Here is a 23,063-nt window from a genome sequence, read left to right as displayed (position 1 = left end):
CGAATTCTTTTGAAAAATATATTTTTAGTACTCATTATTGCATTGTTTTCAACGACACTTTTGGCTCAAAAAGCCAGAGTTAAAGGGGTTATTTTAGATGAATTTAACAATCCGGTTGAAAATGTAATGGTAAAAGTTGGAGAAAAGGTAACAGTTTCCAATGAAAATGGTTTTTATATTTTAGAAATTGATGCCAATAAAAAAGTTGCCATTACGTTTTCTCACGTTTCATTAAAAAAGACAACGCTAGAGTTAAAACTTAAGCCAAATGAAGATTTTGAATTGAATCCGGTGATGAATTCGAAAGTAGAAGAGTTTGGCGAGGTATTTATTACGGCAGATAGTAAAAAACGTATCGAAGGAATTACCGCAATTGACCCCGTTGTTATTAGAAAAATTCCAGGGGCAAATCCCGGAATTGAAAATATTTTGAAAACACTTCCTGGATGGAATAGCAATAATGATCTAAGTACTTCTTATGCGGTTAGAGGTGGAAATTACGATGAAAACTTGGTTTATGTCAATGAAATAGAAATATATCGTCCGTTTTTAATTCGTTCTGGACAACAAGAAGGTTTGAGTTTTACCAATACCGATATGGTATATAATGTTGATGCATCAGCAGGTGGATTTCAGGCTAAATATGGAGATAAATTATCATCGGTTTTAGATATAACTTATAGAACACCAAAGCAATTTGCAGCAAATCTTGAAGCTAGTTTTTTAGGTGGTAGTCTTACCATTGAAGGAGTTTCTAAAAATCAAAAATGGAGTAATATAACAGGGGTTCGATATAGAGATAATAGCCTTTTGGTAAATAGTCAGGAAACACAAACCAATTTTAGACCTACTTTTTTTGATGTACAAACATTGTTAAATTTCAATGCTTCAACCAAATGGAATTTTAGTTTTTTAGGAAATATATCTCAAAACACATACAATTATCAGCCTTTAACGCGTCAAACTAATTTTGGAACTATTGATGAACCAATTGCTTTATTGGTATTTTATGAAGGTCAAGAAAAGGATCAATACCGAACTTTTTTTGGTGCGGGAAAAGCAGTTTATGAGTATAATGAAAATAATAAATTAAAATTCATTCTTTCGGGTTATCATACGCAAGAGCAAGAATATTACGATATTTTAGCGCAATATCGCTTAGGTGAAGTAGATGCAAATATTGGTTCTGAATCTTTTGGAGATGTTGTTTTTACCCGCGGAATAGGTTCGCAGTTAAATCATGCTCGTAACGATTTAGATGCTTTAATTGTAAATGCCGAAGTAAAAGGGTTTCACCAACTAAATGAAAAATCTCAGTTGGAATGGGGAGCAAAATTAACTATTGAAGATATTAGAGATCGATTAGTAGAATGGGAAGTGATAGATTCTGCTGGTTTTTCATTGCCAAATCCTATTTTAGACTATCAAAATGATCAACCTTACAATCCATATGTGGGACCATTAGCGCCTTATCAAAATGTTAGAGCTACAAATTATACCCGAATTAATCGTTTTTCGGGCTACTTTCAATGGAATTACAGAGGGAATATTGGCGAACACGAATATTGGATGAATGCCGGAGTTCGTGCTCATCAATGGCAAGTAGATGCAGATGGAAGACCTAAAGGCGATAGACAAATTACATTTTCTCCAAGGGTTCAGTTTGCTTTTAAACCCAACTGGGACAAAGATATGCTGTTTCGCTTATCAGGAGGATTGTATCACCAACCACCATTTTACAGAGAACTTCGCGATTATGAAGGAGTTGTGCAAACGAATGTAAAAGCGCAACAATCAATTCATGTGGTGTTAAGTAACGATTATAGTTTTAAAATGTGGAACCGACCATTTAAATTGGTTTCCGAAGCGTATTATAAAAATATTACAGATGTAAATACATATACAATTGATAATGTGCGTATTAGATACAGAGCTAACAACAATGCTGAAGCGTATGCTTACGGATTTGATGCGCGTTTAAATGGAGAATTTGTACCAGGAACAGAATCTTGGTTTAGTTTTGGTTATTTAAAAACAGAAGAAAATCAGGATGGGAAAGGTTTTATAGCTCGTCCAACAGATCAGCGATTAAAATTTGGAGTCTTATTTCAAGATTATATGCCAAATATTCCCAACCTAAGATTGTATTTAAATTTAGTATATAACACAGGATTGCCAGGAGGTTCGCCATCATATGCAGATCCGTATGCTTATCAATTGCGTTTAAATGATTACAGAAGAGCCGATGTTGGTTTCTCTTTTGTGTTTAAAGATGAAAAAATAAAGTCATCTAAAGTGTGGTTAAAACCTTTTAATGAATTGTCATTGGGATTAGAAATTTTTAACTTATTCAACAATCAAAATTCAATTACGAATACTTGGGTAAGAGACGTGTATACAAAATCGCAATACGGAATTCCAAATTATATGACCACACGAGTTTTTAATATAAAATTAGTTGCAAGGTTGTAATCAATGTTTTTTAGTATATTTGACTATAAAAATTTCAGAATGAAACATATTCTTTTTTCATTAGTTTTATTTACAGCTTTAATTAGTTGTAAAAAAGAAGAAACAACACCAAAAGTAATTTACGAAGAAGGTAAAGCTAAATCGGAAGTGGTTGTAAGAGATAGTGGTTCAATAAAAATTGCCGATTTGCCTATCTTAATGGAAGGAACAAAATATCTGATTCATCCTATTGGCGATGTTAGGGTGTACGATACGAATAGTAAAGTATATGGTAGTAGTAAAACCAATCAAGTGAGTTATGCTATTTCTAATTACAATCGTTTTGAAATTACTGGTTTTTTTGATAATTTAAATTTCCAACATATCGATTCTACAAATGCAAAGCCATTAACCGATAAAAAAATCCAAATTCAAACTGCTACTTTTTTAGACGGAATTGCTGCAAAAACTAAAAAACAAATATTTGTTTATACTTTAGTAGATTCTGATACGAATAAAGATGGTAAAATTAATCAAAACGATATTAAGTCATTGTATTTAAGTACAGCAAGTGGAGAGAATTTCACAAAACTTTCAGAAGAATTTCAAGAATTAATCGACTGGAATATTATTGAAGCGCAAAATCGTTTGTATTTTAGATGTATTGAAGATATCAACAAAAACGGTGCTTTTGATAAAAATGATAAAGTTCATTATCACTATGTAAACTTGTTATCAGACGATTGGAAAGTGGAAATGTATACTCCGAATTAAAATCTGTAGACTTGAATAAAGAAAAATTAAGAAGCGTTATTGAGGATAATACAACTTTCAACGGAAAAGTTTTTGATTATATCATTCAATTATTAATTTTCGTATCTTTAATTGCCTTCACTATAGAAACTTTACCGAATAATTCTAAGAGTTTAATTTCAATTTTAAATTGGATTGAGTTGATTTCTGTTTTAGTGTTTTCTTTTGAATATTTGATAAGAATATATGTTGCTAAAGAACCATTTAAGTATGTTTTTAGTTTCTATGGAATAATTGATTTATTCGCAATTCTACCTTTCTATTTAAATTTCGGATTAGATTTAAGATCGTTAAGGTCATTTAGAATTTTTAGAATTTTCCGAGCTTTAAAAATTGTTAGGTATAATAGAGCATTAAAACGTTTTGGAGTCGCTGCCAAAATTGTAAAGGAAGAAGTTATTCTTTTTTTGATAATAATAATGATTTTTATTTTCATTGTTTCATCAGGAATTTATTATTTTGAAAATGAAGCACAACCCGAATCTTTCAAATCGATTCCTCACAGTTTTTGGTGGACTATTGTTACTTTAACAACCGTTGGATATGGAGATGTTTATCCAATTACAATTGGTGGAAAAATATTTACCTTTTTCGTTTTATTGTTAGGTGTAGCTGTTGTTACTGTCCCTGCTGGATTAGTTGCAACTGCATTAAGTAAGGCGAGACAATTAGAAGACGAAATTGACAATGACGAAAAGGAACTTTCCTAAATTAAAATATCACTTTCTAAATCCGATTTTTCAATTTCAAAATCAAATCCTAATTTCGAAACCAATTCAATTACCAAATTTTTATACCAGTTTTCACTTTTAGGGTGAATGTATATTTTTTCTATTAATTGATTGATGTCAATGTCAATTTTTAAACCGTTATCAATTTTCATTCCGCTTGTTGAAACGTCAGATATTATTCTAATTTCACGCTCGTATTGAAAACTTTTTCGTTTAAACAAAAATGGAAAAAATGTATCCTCAAACGGAATAAACTCTTTTTTGTAATCAATATAGTTTACAGCGCCAATGTATTGCTCTGTTTTTTTCTCAGAAAGCAAGGCTTCTTTTAATCTGCCAATAGTAGTTTGAATGGCTAATCCTTCTGTATTTTGGGTAAAAATCTGCCACATGGCAAACGATTCATATTCATTAATATGCCAACTGCTTATGACTACTTTTTCACGATGCGATTTATAATAATCTAAAAACTTAGGGTTATTAGCTGCTATTTTCTTGATTTCTTCAAAAGTAGGTTCCGAAAACGTGCCTTCATATTGATCTTCAAACTTATCAGAGCGTGACATAAATAACTGACGCGACAACAACATGTCTAAAAACTTAGACAAGTCCAAATACTTCCAAACAATGGTATCATTGTCATCGGGTAACGTAATATTTGAGCTGTTTATGTACATTTTTCAATTTCAAATTTCAATTTCAAAAATCAAATTCAATTACAAGTTCAAAATTCAATTATTAAAGAGATTCCTAACGGGATGACACGTTTGTGTGTAAATCTTAAATGAACTTATCCATAAAGATACGAAACTTTAAAATTTATGTTACTTATATATTTAAAATTCAAAATTCTGTTTAAATCCGCGAGCTAATCTACTCGAAACTCTGCATCATCACTAACTTAGAATATGTTCCGTTTAAAGCTAATAATTCGTCATGCGTTCCTTGTTCCACGATTTCACCTTTTTGCATTACCACAATTTTATCTGCTTTTTGAATAGTAGATAAACGGTGAGCAATTACAATTGATGTTCGGTTTTGCATCATATTTTCTAATGCCACTTGAACAAACTTTTCACTTTCTGTATCTAAAGCAGAAGTAGCTTCATCTAAAATCATAATCGGTGGATTTTTCAAAACAGCTCTTGCAATCGATAAACGTTGTTTTTGTCCGCCCGAAAGTTTTCCACCAGCATCGCCAATATTAGTTTCAATTCCGTTAGGTAAATCTGAAACGAATTCGTAAGCATTCGCCACTTTTAAAGCGGCAATAATTTCTTCGTCAGTTGCATCTTGTTTTCCTAAGCGAATATTGTTTTTAATCGAATCATTAAATAAAATAGAATCCTGAGTAACCAATCCCATTAAATCACGAAGCGAATGTAACGTCATATCTTTAATATCAATTCCGTCAATTTTTACGGTTCCTTCTTGCACATCATAAAAACGCGTTAATAAATTCGCAATTGTACTTTTCCCAGAACCTGATTGCCCAACCAAAGCCACAGTTTTCCCTTTAGGTACTTCTAGAGAAAAGTTTTTCAACACATTTTCTTCAGCATATCTAAAGTTGATGTTTTCAATGCTAATTTTTTCGTTGAAAGAATCTTTGATTATAGCATTTTCTTTGTTGGTAATTGTATTTTCAACTTCTAATATTTCAAAAACACGTTCAGCAGCAGCTAGTCCATTTTTAACGGCATAAGATGCTTTAGATATTGATTTTGCTGGAGTTAGAATGTTATAAGCTAGTCCGAGATAAACAATAAAAAGTGCTCCGTTTAATGTTTTATCAATTAATACTAAATTTCCGCCATACCATAAAAGTGTTGCAATTGTAACTATTCCCATAAATTCGCTCATAGGAGAAGCTAAATTGTTTTTCTTTCCAATGCTATTATTCAATCGAAGTAATCTATCAATTGAATCATTGAAAATAGTTTTGAAATAGCTTTCAGAATTATAGCTTTTAACCACTTTTAATCCGCCTAAACTTTCTTCTACCACCGAAATTAAAAAGCCGTTTTCTTTTTGAGCATTTTGCGATTTTGATTTTAAACTTTTCCCGATTTTAGATATAATAAATCCAGAAATAGGTATAAAAATAAAAACAAACAGCGTTAATTCGAGACTTATTCGCATCATGGCAATAATGGCAAAAACAATGGTTAAAGGTTCTTTTACAATAAGTTCTAAAACCATGAAAAATGAATTTTGAACTTCATTAACATCACCAAGCATTCGAGCCATAACATCACCTTTTCTTTTTTCAGAATAGTAGGAAATCGGCAAAGAAATAATTTTATCGTACATTTTTTCACGCAAATCACGAAGTACTCCGTTTTTTACTTTTGTTAAATGTTGCGATGCAAAATAGTTAAATATATTTTTGAATAAAAAGGTAGAAATAACTAATGCAACTGTTAGTAATAGTGCATATTGAGGTCCGTTTTCTACTGATAATTTAGTAATGTAATATTGTAAATATTCTTTTCCATACGATCCTGCTTCCCAAATTCCAGTATATTTTGGTAATTCTGTAACAGCTTCATTCATTTTAAATAAAACTTCCATTAACGGGAAAAGCGCTACAAACGAAAGTGTGCTAAACAAAGCATACAAAACATTAAAGAACACATTCCAAAAAATGTGTCCTTTGAATTTTTTTGCAAACGGAATTATCTTTTTAAAATTTTCGTCCATTTAGTTTAGTTTCATTGCCGAAATAATTCCTGCAATTTTGTTATCTAATTCTTTTTCAACTGATTCAGCGTTTTCAATTGTGTCTAAAACCCCATTTACACTGAAATAGAATTTAATTTTAGGTTCGGTACCACTTGGTCTTGCGCAAATTTTACTTCCGTCTTCCAAATAATAAATTAATACGTTTGATTTTGGAATGTTAATTTCAAATTCCTCATTGTTCATGAAGTCTTTCCCTTTTGCAGTTTGATAGTCTTCAATGCAAATTACACGCTCTCCGTTAATTTCTTTCAACGGATTTTCGCGTAAATCAATCATCATTTGTTTGATTTCGTTAGCACCTTCAATTCCTTTTTTAGTAATCGAAATTAAAGATTCTTTATAAAATCCAAAATCAATATATAAATTCAATAATTCCTGATATAACGAACTTCCTGAAGCTTTTGCTTGAGCTGCAATTTCACTCACTAATAGGATAGCTGCAACCGCATCTTTATCACGAACGGCATCGCCTACCATGTAGCCAAAACTTTCTTCACCACCACCAATGAATTTCTGATTTGGGAAATCTTTAATAAATTTTGCAATCCATTTGAAACCTGTTAACCCAACTTTACATTCCACATCATAAGCCGCTGCTAATTCTAACATCATTGGTGTAGAAACAATGGTGGAACCAATGAATTCATTTCCTTTGAATTTATCAGCGCGTTTCCATTGTTCTAAAAGGAAAGCCGTCATGATAACCATCGTTTGGTTTCCGTTTAGCAATTTGATTTTTCCATCTAAATCACGAACAGCAACACCTAAACGGTCAGAATCTGGATCCGTTCCGACCACCATATCCGCACCAATTTTGTCTGCCAAAGTAATTGCCATTGACAACGCTTCTGGTTCTTCTGGATTTGGAGAAACTACAGTTGGGAAATCACCATTAGGTTCCGCTTGTTCAGGAACAATATGTACATCAGTATAACCAGCTTTTTCTAAAACATTCGGAATGGCTTTGATAGATGTTCCGTGCAACGAAGTATAAACGATTTTTAAATTCGCCTTAGCTTCTGCATTAGTATTAAAACTTGCGTTTTCGATAGTAGAAGTAGCAAAAGCTTCATCCACTTTGGTATCAATATATTCAATTAAGTTGTTGTTGGCTTCAAACTTAATTTCGCTGTATTTTAAATCTTCGATTACTTTAATAATTTCGGCATCTTGTGGCGGAACTAATTGACCACCATCTTGCCAATATACTTTGTATCCGTTGTATTCTGGTGGGTTGTGAGAGGCAGTTAACACAATTCCGGCATGGCAATTCAAATAACGAACCGCAAAGGATAATTCTGGCGTTGGGCGCATATCTGAAAACAAATACACATGAATTCCGTTTGCCGAAAACACATCAGCAACCACTTTAGCCAATGTATTACTGTTATGACGACAATCGTATGCAATAGCTACTTTTAATTGCTCGTTTGGAAATGATTTATGTAAATAATCAGATAAACCTTGTGTGTTTTTTCCAAGTGTATATTTGTTGATACGATTCGTTCCAACACCCATAACACCGCGCATTCCACCCGTTCCAAACTCTAAATTTTTATAGAAACTTTCTTCCAACTCTTTTGGAGCCGAAGTCATCATTTCTTTGATTGCGTCTTGAGTTGCGTTGTCAAAAGTAGGAGTTAACCACTCGTTTACTTTGTTTAAAATACTTTGTTCGATATGCATATTCTGTATGTTTTGAGAAGACTAATGTTTTCTCGTGATATTATAATTCTTCTGAAATTTTATAACGTTCTTCGTTATTTTTTGTTCGTAGGATAATTTCACCTAAAAAACCAGCTAAGAATAATTGTGTTCCTATTAACATTGCTGTTAATGACAAATAAAACTGCGGTCTTTCGGTTATTAATCTTCCTGAAGTGTTGATGAATAATTTATCGATTCCTAAATAGAAAGCGAATAAAAATCCAATAATAAACATGATAGATCCTAATAATCCAAAAAGATGCATGGGTCTTTTTCCGAATGTGGATAGAAACCAAATGGTAATTAAATCTAAGAAACCATTAATAAAACGGCTCATTCCAAATTTAGAATTGCCATATTTTCTGGCTTGATGAATCACTACTTTTTCACCTATGTTTGAAAACCCAGCATTTTTTGCCAAAACCGGAATGTATCGATGCATTTCGCCCGAAACTTCTATGTTTTTGATAACACTATTCTTATAGGCTTTTAATCCACAATTAAAATCGTTCAATTTTACGCCTGAAGTTTTTCTAGCTGCCCAATTAAATAGTTTTGAAGGAATGTTTTTTGCCACAACCGAATCGTAACGTTTTTTCTTCCAACCCGAAATTAAATCATAGTTTTCATCATTAATTAAACGAAATAACTCAGGAATTTCATCAGGACTATCTTGTAAATCAGCATCCATAGTGATAATAACATCGCCTTTTGCTTTTGCAAAACCAGCATGTAACGCTTGTGATTTTCCGTAATTTCTAAGAAAACGAATACCTTTTACATTTGGGTTTTCACTTGAAAGCTGTGAAATAGTTTGCCAAGAAGCATCGGTACTTCCATCATCAATAAATAGAATTTCATAAGAAAAGTTATGAGTATTCATAACTTTCACAATCCAATTGTGTAATTCGGGTAACGATTCTTGTTCGTTTAATAATGGGATAACTATGGATAAATTCATTTATTTAGAATACAGGTTTGTCTTTTTTTACAATAACTCCAACAATTAATGAATGAATTAATCCAATAACACAATACATTATAATTGTAAATGGAACAACAACATATGGATTCATAAACATTTTGACAAATTTCATTGACATTTTTAATTGTTCTGAAGTCATACTTGGATTTTGTTTAACTGTAATTTCTTGAATTTGATTTAACAATTCATCTTTAAATTCAGGAAAAATAAAATCAAATATTAAGTAAAAAATACCATACATTAAAGCTGCAAGAGCACTTATTGTAAGCCCAATTTTTAATGTTTCACCTAATGAAATAAAGCCATGATTAATTTTTGTTTTGTAATGGTTTGCTGCCAAATAAATGAAAAGGAATGGCAAAACCAAATAATTAAGAATATTAATCGCAGCACCAATTATAGGCGATTCTTGTGGATTAATATCTAAAACATACATTATTACAAATTCTAATATCATTATGATACCAAAAGTAATAGCATAATTTATTGCCGATTTGCCTGGAGATAGTGTTTCTGTCATAATAGGTTTAATTAATTTACAAATATAAGAATTCTAATCGTTACTCTATTAGAGATAAAAAATAAAAAAAAGTTACAGAAACATTGGTAAATTAAAAATTAAATGTAATTTTGCACTCTCAAATAAAAAGTTTATAAACAAAAGGTTATAAATTGTTTACACCTTTACTTAAGTAAAGCCGCGGAACAAGTTGTAATCGCAAATAAAAAAGATTTATATTATGCAAAAAGGTATTCACCCAGAAAATTACAGATTAGTAGCATTCAAAGACATGTCAAACGAAGATGTTTTTATTACTAAATCTACAGTAGAAACTAAAGAAACTATTACTCACGAAGGTGTTGAGTATCCAGTTTTCAAAATGGAGATTTCAAGAACGTCTCACCCTTTTTACACAGGTAAATCTAAACTTATTGATACTGCAGGTCGTATCGATAAATTCAACAGCAAATACGCTAAAAAAGCAAAATAATTTTTTGTTTTTTCAAAATATAGAAAAGCTTCACTCAGGTGAGGCTTTTTTTATGGAATAAATTGTATTTTTGAATTTATAATCTAATAAAAATTAAAAGTACAGACAAGTCAAAGACTTGTCTCAACAAAATAATAAAATATGAACTATATACTATTTGATGGAACCGTTCGCAATGCGTTACTTCCATTTACTTTTACTCGTCCAGTTGCCGATATTCGTGTTGGGATTTTAACTATTCGAGAAAAATGGGAAAAACATTTAGGTACTACAACAACTACTCTAACAGAAGAGTATTTAATGGAAAAGTATCCTATGGTTGAAATGGAACAAAACGTTATGATTAATGCTTCTTTTTTGCCTAATCCTATTTTGGTAGAAATGGTTCAAAATTTAGAAAACAATCAGGCTATTTTTATTAATGATGAAGTAGTTGCTTTTTACACTTATGAAAATCAAGAAGAAGTAGATTTTGACACCTATGAAATTATAGATTTTACTTCAGATTATTTACGAATAGAAAATACATGGGACATTTTTGCTAAAAATGATGCAGCTATTCGTGAAGATTTTGATTTACTAACAGAAGATAGAGTATCACAGCCAATTCCAAAATCAGTAAATGTTATAGCACCAGAAAATATATTTCTTGAAGAAGGAGCAAAATTAGAATTTGTGACTTTAAATGCTTCAACTGGACCAATTTACATTGGAAAAAATGCTGAAATTATGGAGGGTTCTGTAATAAGAGGACCTTTTGCACTTTGTGAAGAAGCACAAGTAAAATTAGCTACAAAAATATATGGAGCAACAACTGTGGGGCCTCATTGTAGAGTAGGAGGAGAGGTTAATAATTCGGTTTTATTTGGTTATTCTAATAAAGGACATGATGGTTTTTTAGGGAATTCTGTTTTAGGAGAATGGTGTAATATTGGTGCCGATTCTAATAACTCGAATCTTAAAAATAATTACGAAGAGGTGCGCTTGTGGAGTTATGAAACAGAAGGTTTTGCAAAAACAGGATTACAGTTTTGTGGTTTAATGATGGGCGATCATAGTAAATGTGGTATTAATACGATGTTTAACACCGGAACAGTGGTTGGTGTATCGGCAAACATATTTGGTTCTGGATTTCCGCGAAATTTTGTGCCAAGTTTTTCTTGGGGAGGTGCTTCTGGTTTTACAACTTATTTAACTAAGAAAGCTTTTGAAGTGGCTAAAGTTGTAATGAGTCGTAGACATGTTGAATTTTCAGAAGAAGACGCTAAGATTTTAGAACACATTTTTGAAGAAACTAAAAAATACAGAAAAGAATAGTCAATATGTCAATTTTTCTATAAACCAGAGTTCATTTGTATTCCTACGTAATTGATTTTTGTTATTAAATAGATTACCAAAATCGCAACGATAATTGAGAGAAGTGCCAATATTATTTGGTACTTCTTTCTTTTTTTGTTTTCGGTTTGTATTCTAAAGCGAATAGCTTCTAGCTGTTCAGGAGTAGATGTAATAGGATCGTTTCCAGGAGTTAGGTCTTGGATTTTGTAATCTTTCCAGGTTACACGATTATTTCTGCTTCTTAAAGACTTATTGTAAGCTAAACTTTTAATTGCATGTAGCATTGAACCCTCTCCTGCCATAAGTATTTGTGTTTATTTCTTATACGCATTTTTACAAATAAAGTTACATTTTACCACTTATTACCTAGACAAGTACACTTGTTAATTTGCATGTACACAAGTTGTAAAATGATATTACTTTTACATTATAAAAATTTTTAATTCTGTAGGGGGAATATAAAAATTAATAAAAAGCTAGACATTTGTCTAGCTTTTTTATTTGGTACTACTTTTAATAAAAACAGCTAAACTTGTCACTTATTACCTAGACAAGTACACTTGTTAATTTTCATATGCATGGGTTGGAAAATGATGCTAGTTTTACATCATAGAAATTTTTAATTCTGTAGGGGGAATATAAAAATTCATAAAAGGCTAGACGTTTGTTTAGCCTTTTTTTTGGTACTATTTTTAGTTTTCTATTGTGCGATTTTTAATAAAACACCTAAATTTATCACTTATTACCTAAAATGACCCACTTGTTAATTTTCATATATACAGGATGGAAAATGATATTAATTTTACATCATAGAAATTTTTAATTCTGTAGGGGGAATATAAAAATTCATAAAAAGCTAGACATTCGTCTAGCTTTTTTATTTATTGGTGTTTTTAGTTTTAGTTATTTATTTTCTTATAAATTCAGGTTCATTTTACCGCTTGTTACTTAAATACAAACACTTATTAATTTACACATGTTCATTCATTCAAATGATGTTACTTTTAACCCATAGAAAGAAATTTTTAATTCTGTAGGGGGATTTTAAAAATTTTAAAAGGTCAGACATTTGTCTGGCCTTTTTATTTTGGTGCTAATTTTTTTGTCCGTAAATTTGCATTCTCAATTTTTTGACAACGATTTCATTAATTGAGTTTTACTTATGGAAAACAAGAAAAAAGTCGCATTCTACACTTTAGGATGCAAATTGAACTTCTCAGAAACGTCTACTATTGCACGTGATTTTCAAAATGAAGGTTTTGAACGTGTTGATTTTGAAGAAATAGCCGATATTTATGTAATTAACACATGTTCGGTTACGGATAATGCCGATAAGCAATTTAAGCAAATTGTAAAAAAAGCAATGAAGCTAAATGATAAAGCTTTTGTTGCGGCTGTTGGGTGTTATGCCCAATTAAAACCAGAAGAATTAGCAGCAGTTGATGGTGTGGATTTGGTTTTAGGAGCAACTGAAAAATTCAAAATTACAGATTACATAAACGATTTGTCTAAAAATGACATGGGAGAAGTGCATTCTTGTGAAATTGAAGAAGCCGATTTTTATGTAGGTAGTTATTCATTTGGAGATAGAACGCGTGCTTTTTTAAAAGTACAAGATGGTTGTGATTATAAATGTACCTATTGTACTATTCCTTTAGCTCGAGGAATTTCTAGAAGTGATACTATGGAAGGTGTTCTAAAAAATGCAAAGGAGATTTCTGCCAAAGGAATTAAAGAGATAGTCTTAACCGGTGTTAATATTGGCGATTACGGAAAAGGAGAGTTTGGAAACAAAAAGCACGAACATACTTTTTTAGATTTAGTTACCGAATTAGATAAAGTAGAAGGAATAGAGCGTTTGCGAATTTCTTCAATAGAACCTAATTTGTTAAAAAATGAAACGATTGAATTGGTTTCAAAATCAAGAGCTTTTGTGCCTCATTTTCATATTCCTTTACAAAGTGGAAGTAATGATATTTTGAAAAAAATGAAACGCCGTTATTTGCGTGAATTATACGTAGATCGTGTAAATAAAATTAGAGAAGTAATGCCACATGCTTGTATTGGAGTAGATGTAATAGTAGGATTTCCTGGAGAAACCGATGAGCATTTCTTAGAAACCTATCATTTTTTGAATGATTTAGATATTTCCTATTTACACGTTTTCACCTATTCTGAAAGGGATAATACAGAAGCCGCAGAAATGGAAGGAGTAGTTCCTGCAAACGTACGTTCTAAAAGAAGTAAAATGTTACGCGGACTTTCTGTAAAGAAAAGAAGAGCTTTTTATGAAAGTCAAATAGGAACTAAAAGAACGGTTTTATTTGAAAACGAAAACAAAGAAGGTTATATTCATGGATTTACCGAAAATTACGTAAAAGTAAAAACACCGTGGAATCCTGAATTAGTAAACACATTACACGAAATTAATCTAACTAAAATAGATGAAGATGGAAGTGTACGATTACAATTTATAAACGAAAAATTCCAAATTCCAACTGTTTAAAAGGTTGGAATTTGGAATTTTATTTGATGAATTTCTTCTAAGATATTATTTATATCATCAATCCTGGAGGTAAAAGCGTTCTGTATTTTCTATTCTTTCTAAAGAAACTTATGAATTTTGCGTGCGTTGGCACCACTTTTAATTTTCGTTCCTCTGCTTGTTCTAGTACGGTTTTAATAAACTCATGATGTAACTCTTCATCTTCATTGTTATTATTACAAAACTTCGTTAAAAATAGCTTGCGTTCTTGTACAGAATACTCAATTGCAACCAAACCTGTTTCGGTAATAATTTCAAATTGTCTTAAAAGTTCATTATCTTTGATTTCCATGATAACTTCAATTAGAGTGCAAATTTACGAAACTTTTTTAAATTAATGGTAATGAGTAAGGTTCCAGTTTATTTTATGCCTGGTTTAGCGGCAAGTCCTGCTATTTTTGAAAATATAAAATTACCAGAAGATCAATTTGAAATGTATTTTTTGGAATGGTTTTTGCCTAATGATAAAGAGTGTATTGAAAGTTATGCATTACGCATGATTAAAAATATTCAGCATGAAAATCCAGTTTTAGTTGGGGTTTCTTTTGGAGGTGTTTTAGTTCAGGAAATGGCGAAACAAATGAAAGTAAGAAAAGTAATTATCATTTCGAGTGTAAAATCGAATACGGAATTCCCTTCCCGATTTAAAGTCGCAAAAACAACTAAAGCCTACAAGTTAATTCCGACTCAATTATTAGCTGATATTGAAAAATTGGCAAAATATGCTTTTGGAGATAATATAGTAGCAAAACGATTAAAGTTATATGAGAAATATTTGTCCGTTCGCGATAAGAAATATTTAGATTGGGCAATTGAAACTATTTTGTGTTGGAAACAAAAAGAAGTAAATGAAACGGTTATTCATATTCATGGCGATGCAGATGCCGTTTTTCCAATAAAAAACATTCAAAATTGTATGGTATTGAAGGGTGGAACACATATTATGATTGTTAATAAATTCAAATGGTTGAATGAAAATTTACCTAAACTAATTTTAAAATAAAGGAATAATGAAAAAGTTAATGAAAAAGAAAATAGCTATCCTGGTTTTGTTGGGTATTTTGGGTAGTTTTTTTATTTATGGTGTAGTTTCAGATGAAACTAAATATGCGCCAATAGGATATAACTTAAAAATGGATTTCGCTGGAGAAGAAGTGCCAACTTTTATGGCAGATGTTCAGGAGCGTTTGGATAAGGAAATGATTACCAATATGAATTATCATACCAATACAACTTTAGTGATTAAAAGAGCTAATAAAGTATTTCCTATAATTGAGCCTATTTTAAAAGAATATGGAATTCCAGATGATTTTAAATATTTGGCAGTAATTGAAAGCAGTTTGGTTAATGCTGTTTCTCCAGCTGGAGCTAGAGGCGTTTGGCAATTTATGCCTGCAACTGCTAAAGAAAAAGGAATGGAAGTTAGTGATGAGGTAGATGAACGATATCATTTAGAAAAATCTACAAAAGCTGCTTGTAAATACTTATTAGTAGCAAAAGAAAAATTTGGTTCTTGGACACTTGCTGCAGCTTCTTATAATGGTGGAATGAGTGGTATAAATAGAAAAATGGATGAGCAAGGAGTTGAAGATTATTACGATTTATTACTTACTGAAGAAACGTCTCGTTATGTTTTTCGAATTTTAGCTTTAAAAGAAATTATGTCTCATTCTGAAAAATATGGTTTTAAAATTCCTAACGAAGCTTTATATTATAATGTTCCCACTCGAAAAATTGTAATCGATTCGAGTATTACAGATTTAGCACAATTTGCAAAAACACAAGGAGTAAATTATAAAATTTTAAAAATTCATAATCCTTGGTTGAGAGATAAAAAACTAACCGTAACTTCAGGAAAATCATATGAAATCGAAATACCAACCTCAGGATATAATAAACAATAAGAACCCAATGGATATTCAAGTCATTTTATCTTTAGTATTAATTGGCGTTTTAGCTGGAATTTTAAGCGGACTAGTTGGAGTAGGTGGCGGTGTAATTATGGTGCCGCTTTTGGTTCTTTTTTTTGGCTTTAGTCAGCATCAAGCACAAGGAACAAGTTTAGCTGTATTAGTGGTTCCGGTAACGGCAATTGCAGTATATACCTATCATAAAGAAGGATACATCGATTGGCGATATGTGGGAATAATAGCTGTTTTTTTTGTTGTTGGAGGTTACTTTGGAAGTAAAATGGCAGTTAATCTAGATCAAAAAATATTAAAAAAAGTATTTGGTTTTATTCTTTTACTTATTGCAGGAAAAATGCTCCTCGGAAAATAAAAAAAGCACCTGTAAAGGTGCTTTTGTATTATAAAATAAAAATGGATTACATTTTTTTCATTTGGTCTTTCATCATCTTAATCTGTTCTTTTAGCATATTTTGCTTGTCTAATTTTTTAGCTTCATTTAATAAAGCAGTTGCTTCCATTTTTCTTCTTCGGGTCATTGCTATACCAGCTAATTGTAGTTTAGCTAAAGCTAAATCCTGGTCCATAGATAAACCTAGTGCAATTGCTTTCTTAAAATAGCGTTCAGCTTCATTTAAATTGGTTTGTGAAACCATTAAGCCGTGTAAGTAATTAAAATACCCTTGTTGCTTTTGTACTAAAGCAGCTTCTGGGTTTTTAATATAAGACAACCATTTTTGCGCTCCAGGAAAATCTTGCTTTCTTAATTTTAAAAAAGCTAATAAAATAAATTCGTTTTTAAAATATAAGAAAATAAATATAGTAGAAAATAAAATTAAAAAAATTCCATTACCTATATTGTTTTCAGTAAACTGATAAATTCCAAAAGCAACGATTAAAGCGACTAAAACTAATTTGATATTTTTGTGAAACATTATTGATGTATTTTTGTTGTGTACAAAGATAATAAAATGAATTAAAAATATTTTTAAAAAAGTACTTGCGAATGAAAAAAGTCTTTGTATATTTGCACTCGGTTTTCAGGGGATGAAAACCTACGAGTTTTAAAAAGATTTTTATTATAGATTTTAAAAGATACTACAATGAGTAAGAGAACGTTTCAACCATCAAAAAGAAAAAGAAGAAATAAGCACGGTTTCATGGATAGAATGGCTTCTGCTAATGGAAGAAAAGTGCTTGCTCGTAGAAGAGCTAAAGGAAGACATAAGTTAACTGTTTCTTGCGAACCAAGACACAAAAAATAATGTTTATAGCTTAAACAAATATAAAGCCGTTACTTTTATTAGTAGCGGCTTTTTTTTAAACTTGTTTATAAAATTTAATAAGTTTCAACTGTAAATGAGAAGTTTAAATAAGTTTCTTATTATTTTTATAACCAAATTAATAATACATACAACACATTACTTACCTATAATATAACTACAACAAAATGCCTAAAGACACAACAATCAAATCGGTATTAATTATTGGATCAGGACCTATTGTAATTGGACAAGCTTGCGAATTTGACTACGCAGGATCTCAATCTGCACGTTCGCTTAGAGAAGAAGGAATTGAAGTTATTTTAATTAACTCAAATCCGGCAACTATCATGACCGATCCTTCAATGGCTGATCATGTTTATTTAAAACCGCTTACAACCAAATCAATTATTGAAATTCTTAAAGCGCACCCGCAAATTGATTCAGTTTTACCAACAATGGGTGGACAAACTGCATTAAACCTTTGTTTGGAAGCTGATGAAAAAGGAATTTGGAAAGATTTTAATGTAAATATGATAGGTGTTGATGTAAATGCCATCAATATTACCGAGGATAGAGAACAATTTAAACAACTTTTAGCTAAATTAGGAGTTGGGGCTGCCCCTGCAAAAACAGCTAACTCTTTTCTTAAAGGTAAAGAAATTGCACAAGAGTTTGGTTTTCCATTAGTAATTCGACCTTCTTTTACTCTTGGAGGAACTGGAGCTGCTTTTGTTCATACAAAAGAAGAATTTGACGAAAAACTAACGTATGGTTTAGAAATGTCTCCAATTCACGAAGTTCTTATCGACAAAGCACTTATTGGTTGGAAAGAGTATGAGTTAGAGTTACTTAGAGATAAAAATGATAATGTTGTAATTATTTGTACTATTGAAAATATGGATCCAATGGGAATTCATACTGGAGATAGTATTACAGTTGCTCCAGCAATGACATTATCAGATACAACATTCCAAAAAATGCGTGATATGGCAATCTTAATGATGCGCTCTATCGGAAATTTTGCTGGAGGTTGTAACGTACAATTTGCAGTTTCTCCAGATGATAAAGAAGATATTGTAGCTATCGAGATTAATCCTCGTGTTTCTCGTTCTTCTGCATTGGCTTCTAAAGCAACAGGTTATCCAATTGCAAAAATTGCAACGAAATTAGCCTTAGGTTATAACTTAGATGAATTACAAAATCAAATTACAAAATCAACTTCGGCTTTATTTGAACCAACGTTAGATTATGTAATCGTAAAAATACCAAGATGGAACTTCGATAAGTTTGAAGGTTCAGACCGTACGTTAGGACTTCAAATGAAATCGGTAGGAGAAGTTATGGGAATTGGACGTTCTTTCCAAGAAGCACTTCACAAAGCAACTCAGTCTTTAGAAATTAAACGTAATGGTTTAGGTGCCGATGGTAAAGGCTATAAAAACTACGAACAAATTATCGAAAAATTAACCTTCGCAAGTTGGGATAGAGTTTTTGTAATTTATGATGCCATTGCAATGGGAATTCCGTTAAGCAGAATTCATGAAATTACAAAAATCGACATGTGGTTTTTAAAACAATATGAAGAATTATTCCATTTAGAAAGAGAAATTTCAAATTATAAAGTTGATACACTTCCAAGAGAATTACTTTTAGAGGCCAAACAAAAAGGCTACGGTGATAGACAAATTGCTCATATGATGGGTTGTTTAGAAAGTCAAGTTTATAACCTTCGTCAAGTACAAAAAATTAATAGAGTTTACAAACTTGTTGATACTTGTGCTGCCGAATTTAAAGCGGTAACGCCTTATTTCTATTCTACTTTTGAAGCGGAAATTGAGAAAGCTGATGGAACAAGATACGTTCATAATGAAAGTATTGTTACAGATAAGAAAAAAGTGGTTGTTTTAGGATCTGGTCCTAATAGAATTGGACAAGGAATTGAGTTTGATTACTCATGTGTTCACGGAGTTTTAGCAGCAAAAGAATGTGGATATGAAACCATCATGATTAACTGTAATCCTGAAACGGTTTCTACCGATTTTGATACAGCTGATAAATTATATTTTGAACCTGTTTTTTGGGAACATATTTATGATATCATTCAACACGAAAAACCAGAAGGCGTAATTGTGCAACTTGGTGGTCAAACCGCTTTAAAATTAGCTGAAAAATTATCAAAATACGGAATCAAAATTTTAGGAACTTCATTTGACGCTTTAGATTTAGCTGAAGATAGAGGAAGATTCTCAGATTTATTAACAGAATTGAATATTCCATTCCCTAAATTTGGAATTGCAGAAAGTGCAGAAGAAGCTTCTGTTTTAGCTGACACTTTAGATTTTCCGTTGTTAGTTCGTCCTTCATACGTTTTAGGTGGACAAGGAATGAAAATTGTAATTAATAAACAAGAACTAGAAGAACATGTAATTGATTTATTAAAATCGATTCCAGGAAATAAATTATTGTTAGACCATTATTTAGATGGCGCTATAGAAGCTGAAGCAGATGCTATTTGTGATGCTGATGGAAATGTTTATATTATTGGAATAATGGAGCACATAGAGCCTTGTGGAGTGCATTCAGGCGATAGTAATGCTACATTGCCTCCTTTTAATTTAGGAGAATTTGTAATGCAGCAAATAAAAGATCATACACACAAAATTGCTAGAGCATTACAAACAGTTGGTTTAATAAATATTCAGTTTGCCATTAAAGACGATACAGTTTATATTATTGAAGCCAATCCGAGAGCTTCTCGTACTGTTCCGTTTATTGCAAAAGCGTATGGCGAACCTTATGTAAATTATGCAACTAAAGTAATGTTAGGTCATAATAAGGTTACCGATTTTACTTTTAATCCGCAATTAAAAGGATATGCAATTAAGCAACCTGTGTTTTCATTTAGTAAGTTTAAAAATGTAAATAAAGCCTTAGGACCAGAAATGAAATCAACCGGCGAGAGTATTTTGTTTATAGATGATTTAAAAGACGATCAATTCTATGATTTATACGCAAGAAGAAAAATGTACTTAACTAAGTAATACAGAAAATCCCAATCGATAGATTGGGATTTTTTATTTAAATGGCTATTGAATTTTATATCAATAATATGTAATTATTACATTGAGAAAGAAAATTAATTTTCAAAAAAACTTTTAACAAAAGCATCTTTTTCATTATCTGTCATTTTATCTGCTGCTTCAATATCAATTTGAATGTTTTTAAAATGTAAATCTTCGTTCAAATAATTATTTAATTCTGTTTTAGCGTCTGTTGGGCCAAATAACAACACATGATCGTAGTTTAAAATGGTATCTGCAATTTCTTTGTAATACGCTTCATGCAATTGTTGGCGTTTGTTGTGCATGCTTTTTTCACTTCTTTGTAAAACGGCTTCTTTGGTTTCAAACGTAAATTTTGAAGTTATAGAGTGACTCTTTTTTTTTGAATTTAAATCAATTAATTGAGCTGTTGCATGATCCATCCAAATACCTAAGTTTTTTTGTGTTTCCATTTTCTTCTTTATTTGCTTTTATTAAAGCTGTTTTACTTCCGTTTTTATTTATGATTCAATTAGTTACGCTATTAATTAGATTCTATTGTTTTTTTCATAGCGTTAAATTCTTCTTCATTTATTTCTCCTAAGGCATATCGTTTTTTTAATATTCCAAGGGGTGAATCTTTTTTTGTTCTTTTACCGGGAATGTCATAAGGTGTTGCAAATATCCAAAAGAGAAACACTAATAAAATAACCCACCATATTAAGTGCATTCCCCAAAATTGATAATCGTTATTGTTCATTTTGTTTTTTTTATCCGTTATCTTCCTCTAAATTATTGTGGTTATCTCCTCCTAAACTATAATAGTTGTTTTCTTCATCTTCACTTCCTATACTTTCTTGTAAATCATCTAATTCTGAGCCAGGAACATCTAAATCTTTGCCGGACATGTCGTCTTTAAAGGCTTTTTCATTTGAAGTGTCTGCTTCTTCATTTGGAGTTTTGTTTTTAGAAAGATCTTCAGGATTTAAATCTGACATTTCTTTAAATTGTTGGTATATATCTTCAGACTTTGGATATATGTGAAGGTCTGAATAAACAGATTTTTCAGCATCAATTTTATCTTTTGCAGCTTTATGTGTTTTTGAATATTCGCTTATCAACTCTACTAGCGTATTATAATAATCTTTCAGATTTATAATATTAATTGCTTCGGTTTCTGAGTTGTTTGATGGAATTTCGGCAATGTATTTAGCGAGTTCAGGGTAGTTTTTCCGAATAGAATTCGTAATTTTTATAATGTCTTGTTCTAATTCTATTTTTGTTTTCATTTTGAACTGTTTAAGGCAGTTATTTAATTATAACAACATTACAAATTTGACATTATTATAAATGAAAAGCATTACATAATTATGTAGAATAGTTACATTAATTACATATTTAATAGTTTAGTACAAAAGTCTAATACAAATTGAAATTTATGAAGAAAGAATATTTATGTATGAAAAGGTTAATTAGATTTTACTAACTGCTGTTTCATATTTAGCGTTTACAATATTCCAATCAATTACATTAAAAATAGCAGTTAAATACTCGCTTCTTTTGTTTTGATAGTTTAAGTAATAAGCATGTTCCCATACATCAATAACTAAAATTGGAGTCCCTCTTACTTCAGCATTCGGCATTAGCGGATTGTCTTGGTTGGCGGTGCTAGTAATGGCTAGCTTGCCATCTCGTGTAACTACTAACCAAGCCCAGCCACTTCCAAATTGTCCTGCAGCAGCTTCTGTAAGTTGTTTTTGTAAGTTGTCAAACGAACCCATTTCTGTTGTAATAGCTTCAGCTAAAGCACCATTTGGAGTTCCGCCTCCTTTTGGGTTTAAAATCTCAAAAAATAAATTGTGGTTGTAGTAACCTCCAGCATTATTTCGAATTTCTTTATTGTTAGTGTCAAGGTTTTTTAGAATTTCTTCAACAGTTTTTAATTCTAAATCGGTTCCAAGTACTGCTTTGTTTAGTTTGTTTGCATAACCTAAATGATGTTTTGAATAATGAATTTCCATTGTTCGTCCATCTATATGAGGTTCTAAACCATCATATGCATATTTTAAACCGCGCATTTGAAAAATTCCACCTTCTGTAGTTTTTACATCTGCTGGATTTCCTAGAGCAGAAATTTTAGTTTCTACTTCAGGATCAGGAATTTTAACTTCTTCAAGTTGGTTTTCTTTTCTGCAGCTTATCATCAAAAATGATACACAAGCCAAAATAAAGACTGTCTTTTTCATTTGTAATGCGAATTTATAAGTTACGTTCTTTAAGAAGTTTATTAATGATGGTAATGTATTCTTCCTTAGCATCATCTGGTTTAAGATGTTTTACTTGCATCCAAGCGTTTAATTTGAATGCATTTCTAATATCTTGAGGATTTTGAAATAATAAAGGATTTGAAGTTTCGGATGTAGCTTGTTTGTACAAACCATACAATATAAGTTGCATATCTTGTGGCACTGATTCTTGTGGAATCAATTGCGCATTTGTAAATGCCTCTTCAAATAAAGTATTAATATCCTTTTCTGTCATTC

24 protein-coding genes are annotated in these 23,063 nt (G+C 31.1%); 11 read left to right on the top strand and 13 right to left on the bottom strand.

Annotated elements, in window-relative coordinates; genetic code table 11:
• Positions 1-9 precede the first annotated feature (9 nt).
• From GFJ99_RS08620 to GFJ99_RS08610, 3 genes are read left to right on the top strand one after another with little or no spacing between them, the layout of a single operon-like run.
• A complete protein-coding gene (locus tag GFJ99_RS08620; protein WP_238990093.1) occupies positions 10-2,472 on the top strand; it encodes a TonB-dependent receptor in 2,463 nt (820 codons plus the stop codon).
• 39 nt (positions 2,473-2,511) lie between these two features.
• Entirely contained in the window at positions 2,512-3,225 is a 714-nt protein-coding gene (locus GFJ99_RS08615) for a hypothetical protein (RefSeq protein WP_008256797.1), read from the top strand.
• 11 nt (positions 3,226-3,236) lie between these two features.
• Positions 3,237-3,974, top strand: a complete 738-nt coding sequence (locus GFJ99_RS08610; protein WP_153208367.1) for an ion transporter — start codon at positions 3,237-3,239, stop codon at positions 3,972-3,974.
• On the opposite strand, the gene GFJ99_RS08605 is transcribed toward GFJ99_RS08610, so the two are convergent.
• From GFJ99_RS08605 to GFJ99_RS08585, 5 genes are all read right to left on the bottom strand, one after another.
• Positions 3,971-4,672, bottom strand: coding sequence for a hypothetical protein (locus GFJ99_RS08605; protein WP_153208366.1), 702 nt, complete (start codon positions 4,670-4,672; stop codon positions 3,971-3,973). The two genes, GFJ99_RS08610 and GFJ99_RS08605, sit on opposite strands and share 4 nt — an antisense overlap.
• A 196-nt stretch (positions 4,673-4,868) precedes the next feature.
• Positions 4,869-6,698 (bottom strand): ABC transporter ATP-binding protein, encoded by a 1,830-nt coding sequence (locus GFJ99_RS08600; protein ID WP_153208365.1) that lies wholly within the window; start codon positions 6,696-6,698, stop codon positions 4,869-4,871.
• Complete coding sequence (locus tag GFJ99_RS08595) at positions 6,699-8,426, bottom strand: phospho-sugar mutase (protein WP_153208364.1); 1,728 nt, start codon at positions 8,424-8,426, stop codon at positions 6,699-6,701.
• A gap of 40 nt (positions 8,427-8,466) precedes the next feature.
• Positions 8,467-9,408, bottom strand: coding sequence for a glycosyltransferase family 2 protein (locus GFJ99_RS08590; protein ID WP_153208363.1), 942 nt, complete (start codon positions 9,406-9,408; stop codon positions 8,467-8,469).
• 4 nt (positions 9,409-9,412) lie between these two features.
• Positions 9,413-9,952 (bottom strand): DUF4199 domain-containing protein, encoded by a 540-nt coding sequence (locus tag GFJ99_RS08585; RefSeq protein ID WP_153208362.1) that lies wholly within the window; start codon positions 9,950-9,952, stop codon positions 9,413-9,415.
• A gap of 220 nt (positions 9,953-10,172) precedes the next feature.
• Between GFJ99_RS08585 and GFJ99_RS08580 the strand changes: the two genes are divergently transcribed.
• Both GFJ99_RS08580 and GFJ99_RS08575 read left to right on the top strand, forming a co-directional pair.
• Positions 10,173-10,424: a type B 50S ribosomal protein L31 gene (locus tag GFJ99_RS08580; RefSeq protein ID WP_008256814.1), complete on the top strand. Its 252-nt coding sequence runs from the start codon at positions 10,173-10,175 to the stop codon at positions 10,422-10,424.
• A 141-nt stretch (positions 10,425-10,565) separates the two neighbouring features.
• Complete coding sequence (locus GFJ99_RS08575; protein WP_153208361.1) at positions 10,566-11,741, top strand: GlmU family protein; 1,176 nt, start codon at positions 10,566-10,568, stop codon at positions 11,739-11,741.
• A 17-nt stretch (positions 11,742-11,758) separates the two neighbouring features.
• Here GFJ99_RS08575 and GFJ99_RS08570 read toward each other — a convergent pair whose 3' ends face one another.
• A complete protein-coding gene (locus GFJ99_RS08570; protein WP_153208360.1) occupies positions 11,759-12,064 on the bottom strand; it encodes a hypothetical protein in 306 nt (101 codons plus the stop codon).
• 860 nt (positions 12,065-12,924) lie between these two features.
• On the opposite strand from GFJ99_RS08570, the gene mtaB reads away from it, so the two are divergent.
• The gene (gene mtaB / locus GFJ99_RS08565; protein WP_153208359.1) at positions 12,925-14,268 is read left to right on the top strand and encodes a tRNA (N(6)-L-threonylcarbamoyladenosine(37)-C(2))-methylthiotransferase MtaB; all 1,344 of its coding nucleotides are present in this window, start codon (positions 12,925-12,927) and stop codon (positions 14,266-14,268) included.
• A 49-nt stretch (positions 14,269-14,317) separates the two neighbouring features.
• On the opposite strand, the gene GFJ99_RS08560 is transcribed toward mtaB, so the two are convergent.
• On the bottom strand, positions 14,318-14,599 hold the full coding sequence (locus GFJ99_RS08560; RefSeq protein ID WP_008256819.1) for a GNAT family N-acetyltransferase: 282 nt from the start codon (positions 14,597-14,599) through the stop codon (positions 14,318-14,320).
• A gap of 51 nt (positions 14,600-14,650) precedes the next feature.
• On the opposite strand from GFJ99_RS08560, the gene GFJ99_RS08555 reads away from it, so the two are divergent.
• From GFJ99_RS08555 to GFJ99_RS08545, 3 genes are read left to right on the top strand one after another with little or no spacing between them, the layout of a single operon-like run.
• On the top strand, positions 14,651-15,310 hold the full coding sequence (locus GFJ99_RS08555) for an alpha/beta hydrolase (RefSeq protein WP_203228782.1): 660 nt from the start codon (positions 14,651-14,653) through the stop codon (positions 15,308-15,310).
• A 7-nt stretch (positions 15,311-15,317) separates the two neighbouring features.
• The gene (locus tag GFJ99_RS08550) at positions 15,318-16,211 is read left to right on the top strand and encodes a lytic transglycosylase domain-containing protein (RefSeq protein WP_153208357.1); all 894 of its coding nucleotides are present in this window, start codon (positions 15,318-15,320) and stop codon (positions 16,209-16,211) included.
• 7 nt (positions 16,212-16,218) lie between these two features.
• Entirely contained in the window at positions 16,219-16,587 is a 369-nt protein-coding gene (locus GFJ99_RS08545) for a sulfite exporter TauE/SafE family protein (protein ID WP_008256824.1), read from the top strand.
• A 46-nt stretch (positions 16,588-16,633) separates the two neighbouring features.
• On the opposite strand, the gene GFJ99_RS08540 is transcribed toward GFJ99_RS08545, so the two are convergent.
• A complete protein-coding gene (locus GFJ99_RS08540; protein ID WP_153208356.1) occupies positions 16,634-17,149 on the bottom strand; it encodes a DUF2892 domain-containing protein in 516 nt (171 codons plus the stop codon).
• Between the two features lie 168 nt (positions 17,150-17,317).
• Between GFJ99_RS08540 and rpmH the strand changes: the two genes are divergently transcribed.
• Both rpmH and carB read left to right on the top strand, forming a co-directional pair.
• The gene (gene rpmH / locus GFJ99_RS08535) at positions 17,318-17,479 is read left to right on the top strand and encodes a 50S ribosomal protein L34 (RefSeq protein WP_007136275.1); all 162 of its coding nucleotides are present in this window, start codon (positions 17,318-17,320) and stop codon (positions 17,477-17,479) included.
• A 185-nt stretch (positions 17,480-17,664) separates the two neighbouring features.
• Complete coding sequence (carB, locus tag GFJ99_RS08530) at positions 17,665-20,520, top strand: carbamoyl-phosphate synthase large subunit (RefSeq protein ID WP_008256840.1); 2,856 nt, start codon at positions 17,665-17,667, stop codon at positions 20,518-20,520.
• 95 nt (positions 20,521-20,615) lie between these two features.
• On the opposite strand, the gene GFJ99_RS08525 is transcribed toward carB, so the two are convergent.
• The 5 genes from GFJ99_RS08525 to GFJ99_RS08505 all read right to left on the bottom strand — a co-directional run bounded on the left by GFJ99_RS08525 (position 20,616) and on the right by GFJ99_RS08505 (position 23,061).
• Complete coding sequence (locus GFJ99_RS08525; protein ID WP_153208355.1) at positions 20,616-20,993, bottom strand: hypothetical protein; 378 nt, start codon at positions 20,991-20,993, stop codon at positions 20,616-20,618.
• 71 nt (positions 20,994-21,064) lie between these two features.
• Entirely contained in the window at positions 21,065-21,280 is a 216-nt protein-coding gene (locus tag GFJ99_RS08520) for an SHOCT domain-containing protein (protein ID WP_008256843.1), read from the bottom strand.
• Between the two features lie 10 nt (positions 21,281-21,290).
• Positions 21,291-21,809 carry a hypothetical protein gene (locus tag GFJ99_RS08515; RefSeq protein ID WP_238990091.1) on the bottom strand — a complete coding sequence of 173 codons (519 nt, stop codon included), beginning with the start codon at positions 21,807-21,809 and terminating at the stop codon, positions 21,291-21,293.
• A 183-nt stretch (positions 21,810-21,992) separates the two neighbouring features.
• Entirely contained in the window at positions 21,993-22,766 is a 774-nt protein-coding gene (locus GFJ99_RS08510; protein ID WP_370454309.1) for a superoxide dismutase, read from the bottom strand.
• Positions 22,767-22,779: 13 nt separating this feature from the next.
• Complete coding sequence (locus GFJ99_RS08505) at positions 22,780-23,061, bottom strand: acyl-CoA-binding protein (protein ID WP_153208354.1); 282 nt, start codon at positions 23,059-23,061, stop codon at positions 22,780-22,782.
• Between the last annotated feature and the right edge of the window lie 2 nt (positions 23,062-23,063).

Origin of the sequence: Flavobacterium sp. LMO6, assembly GCF_009495795.1 — a bacterium.
Taxonomy (GTDB): domain Bacteria; phylum Bacteroidota; class Bacteroidia; order Flavobacteriales; family Flavobacteriaceae; genus Flavobacterium.
Note: the sequence above shows the minus strand (reverse complement) of the source record. Positions and strands in the feature narration are given on the sequence as shown.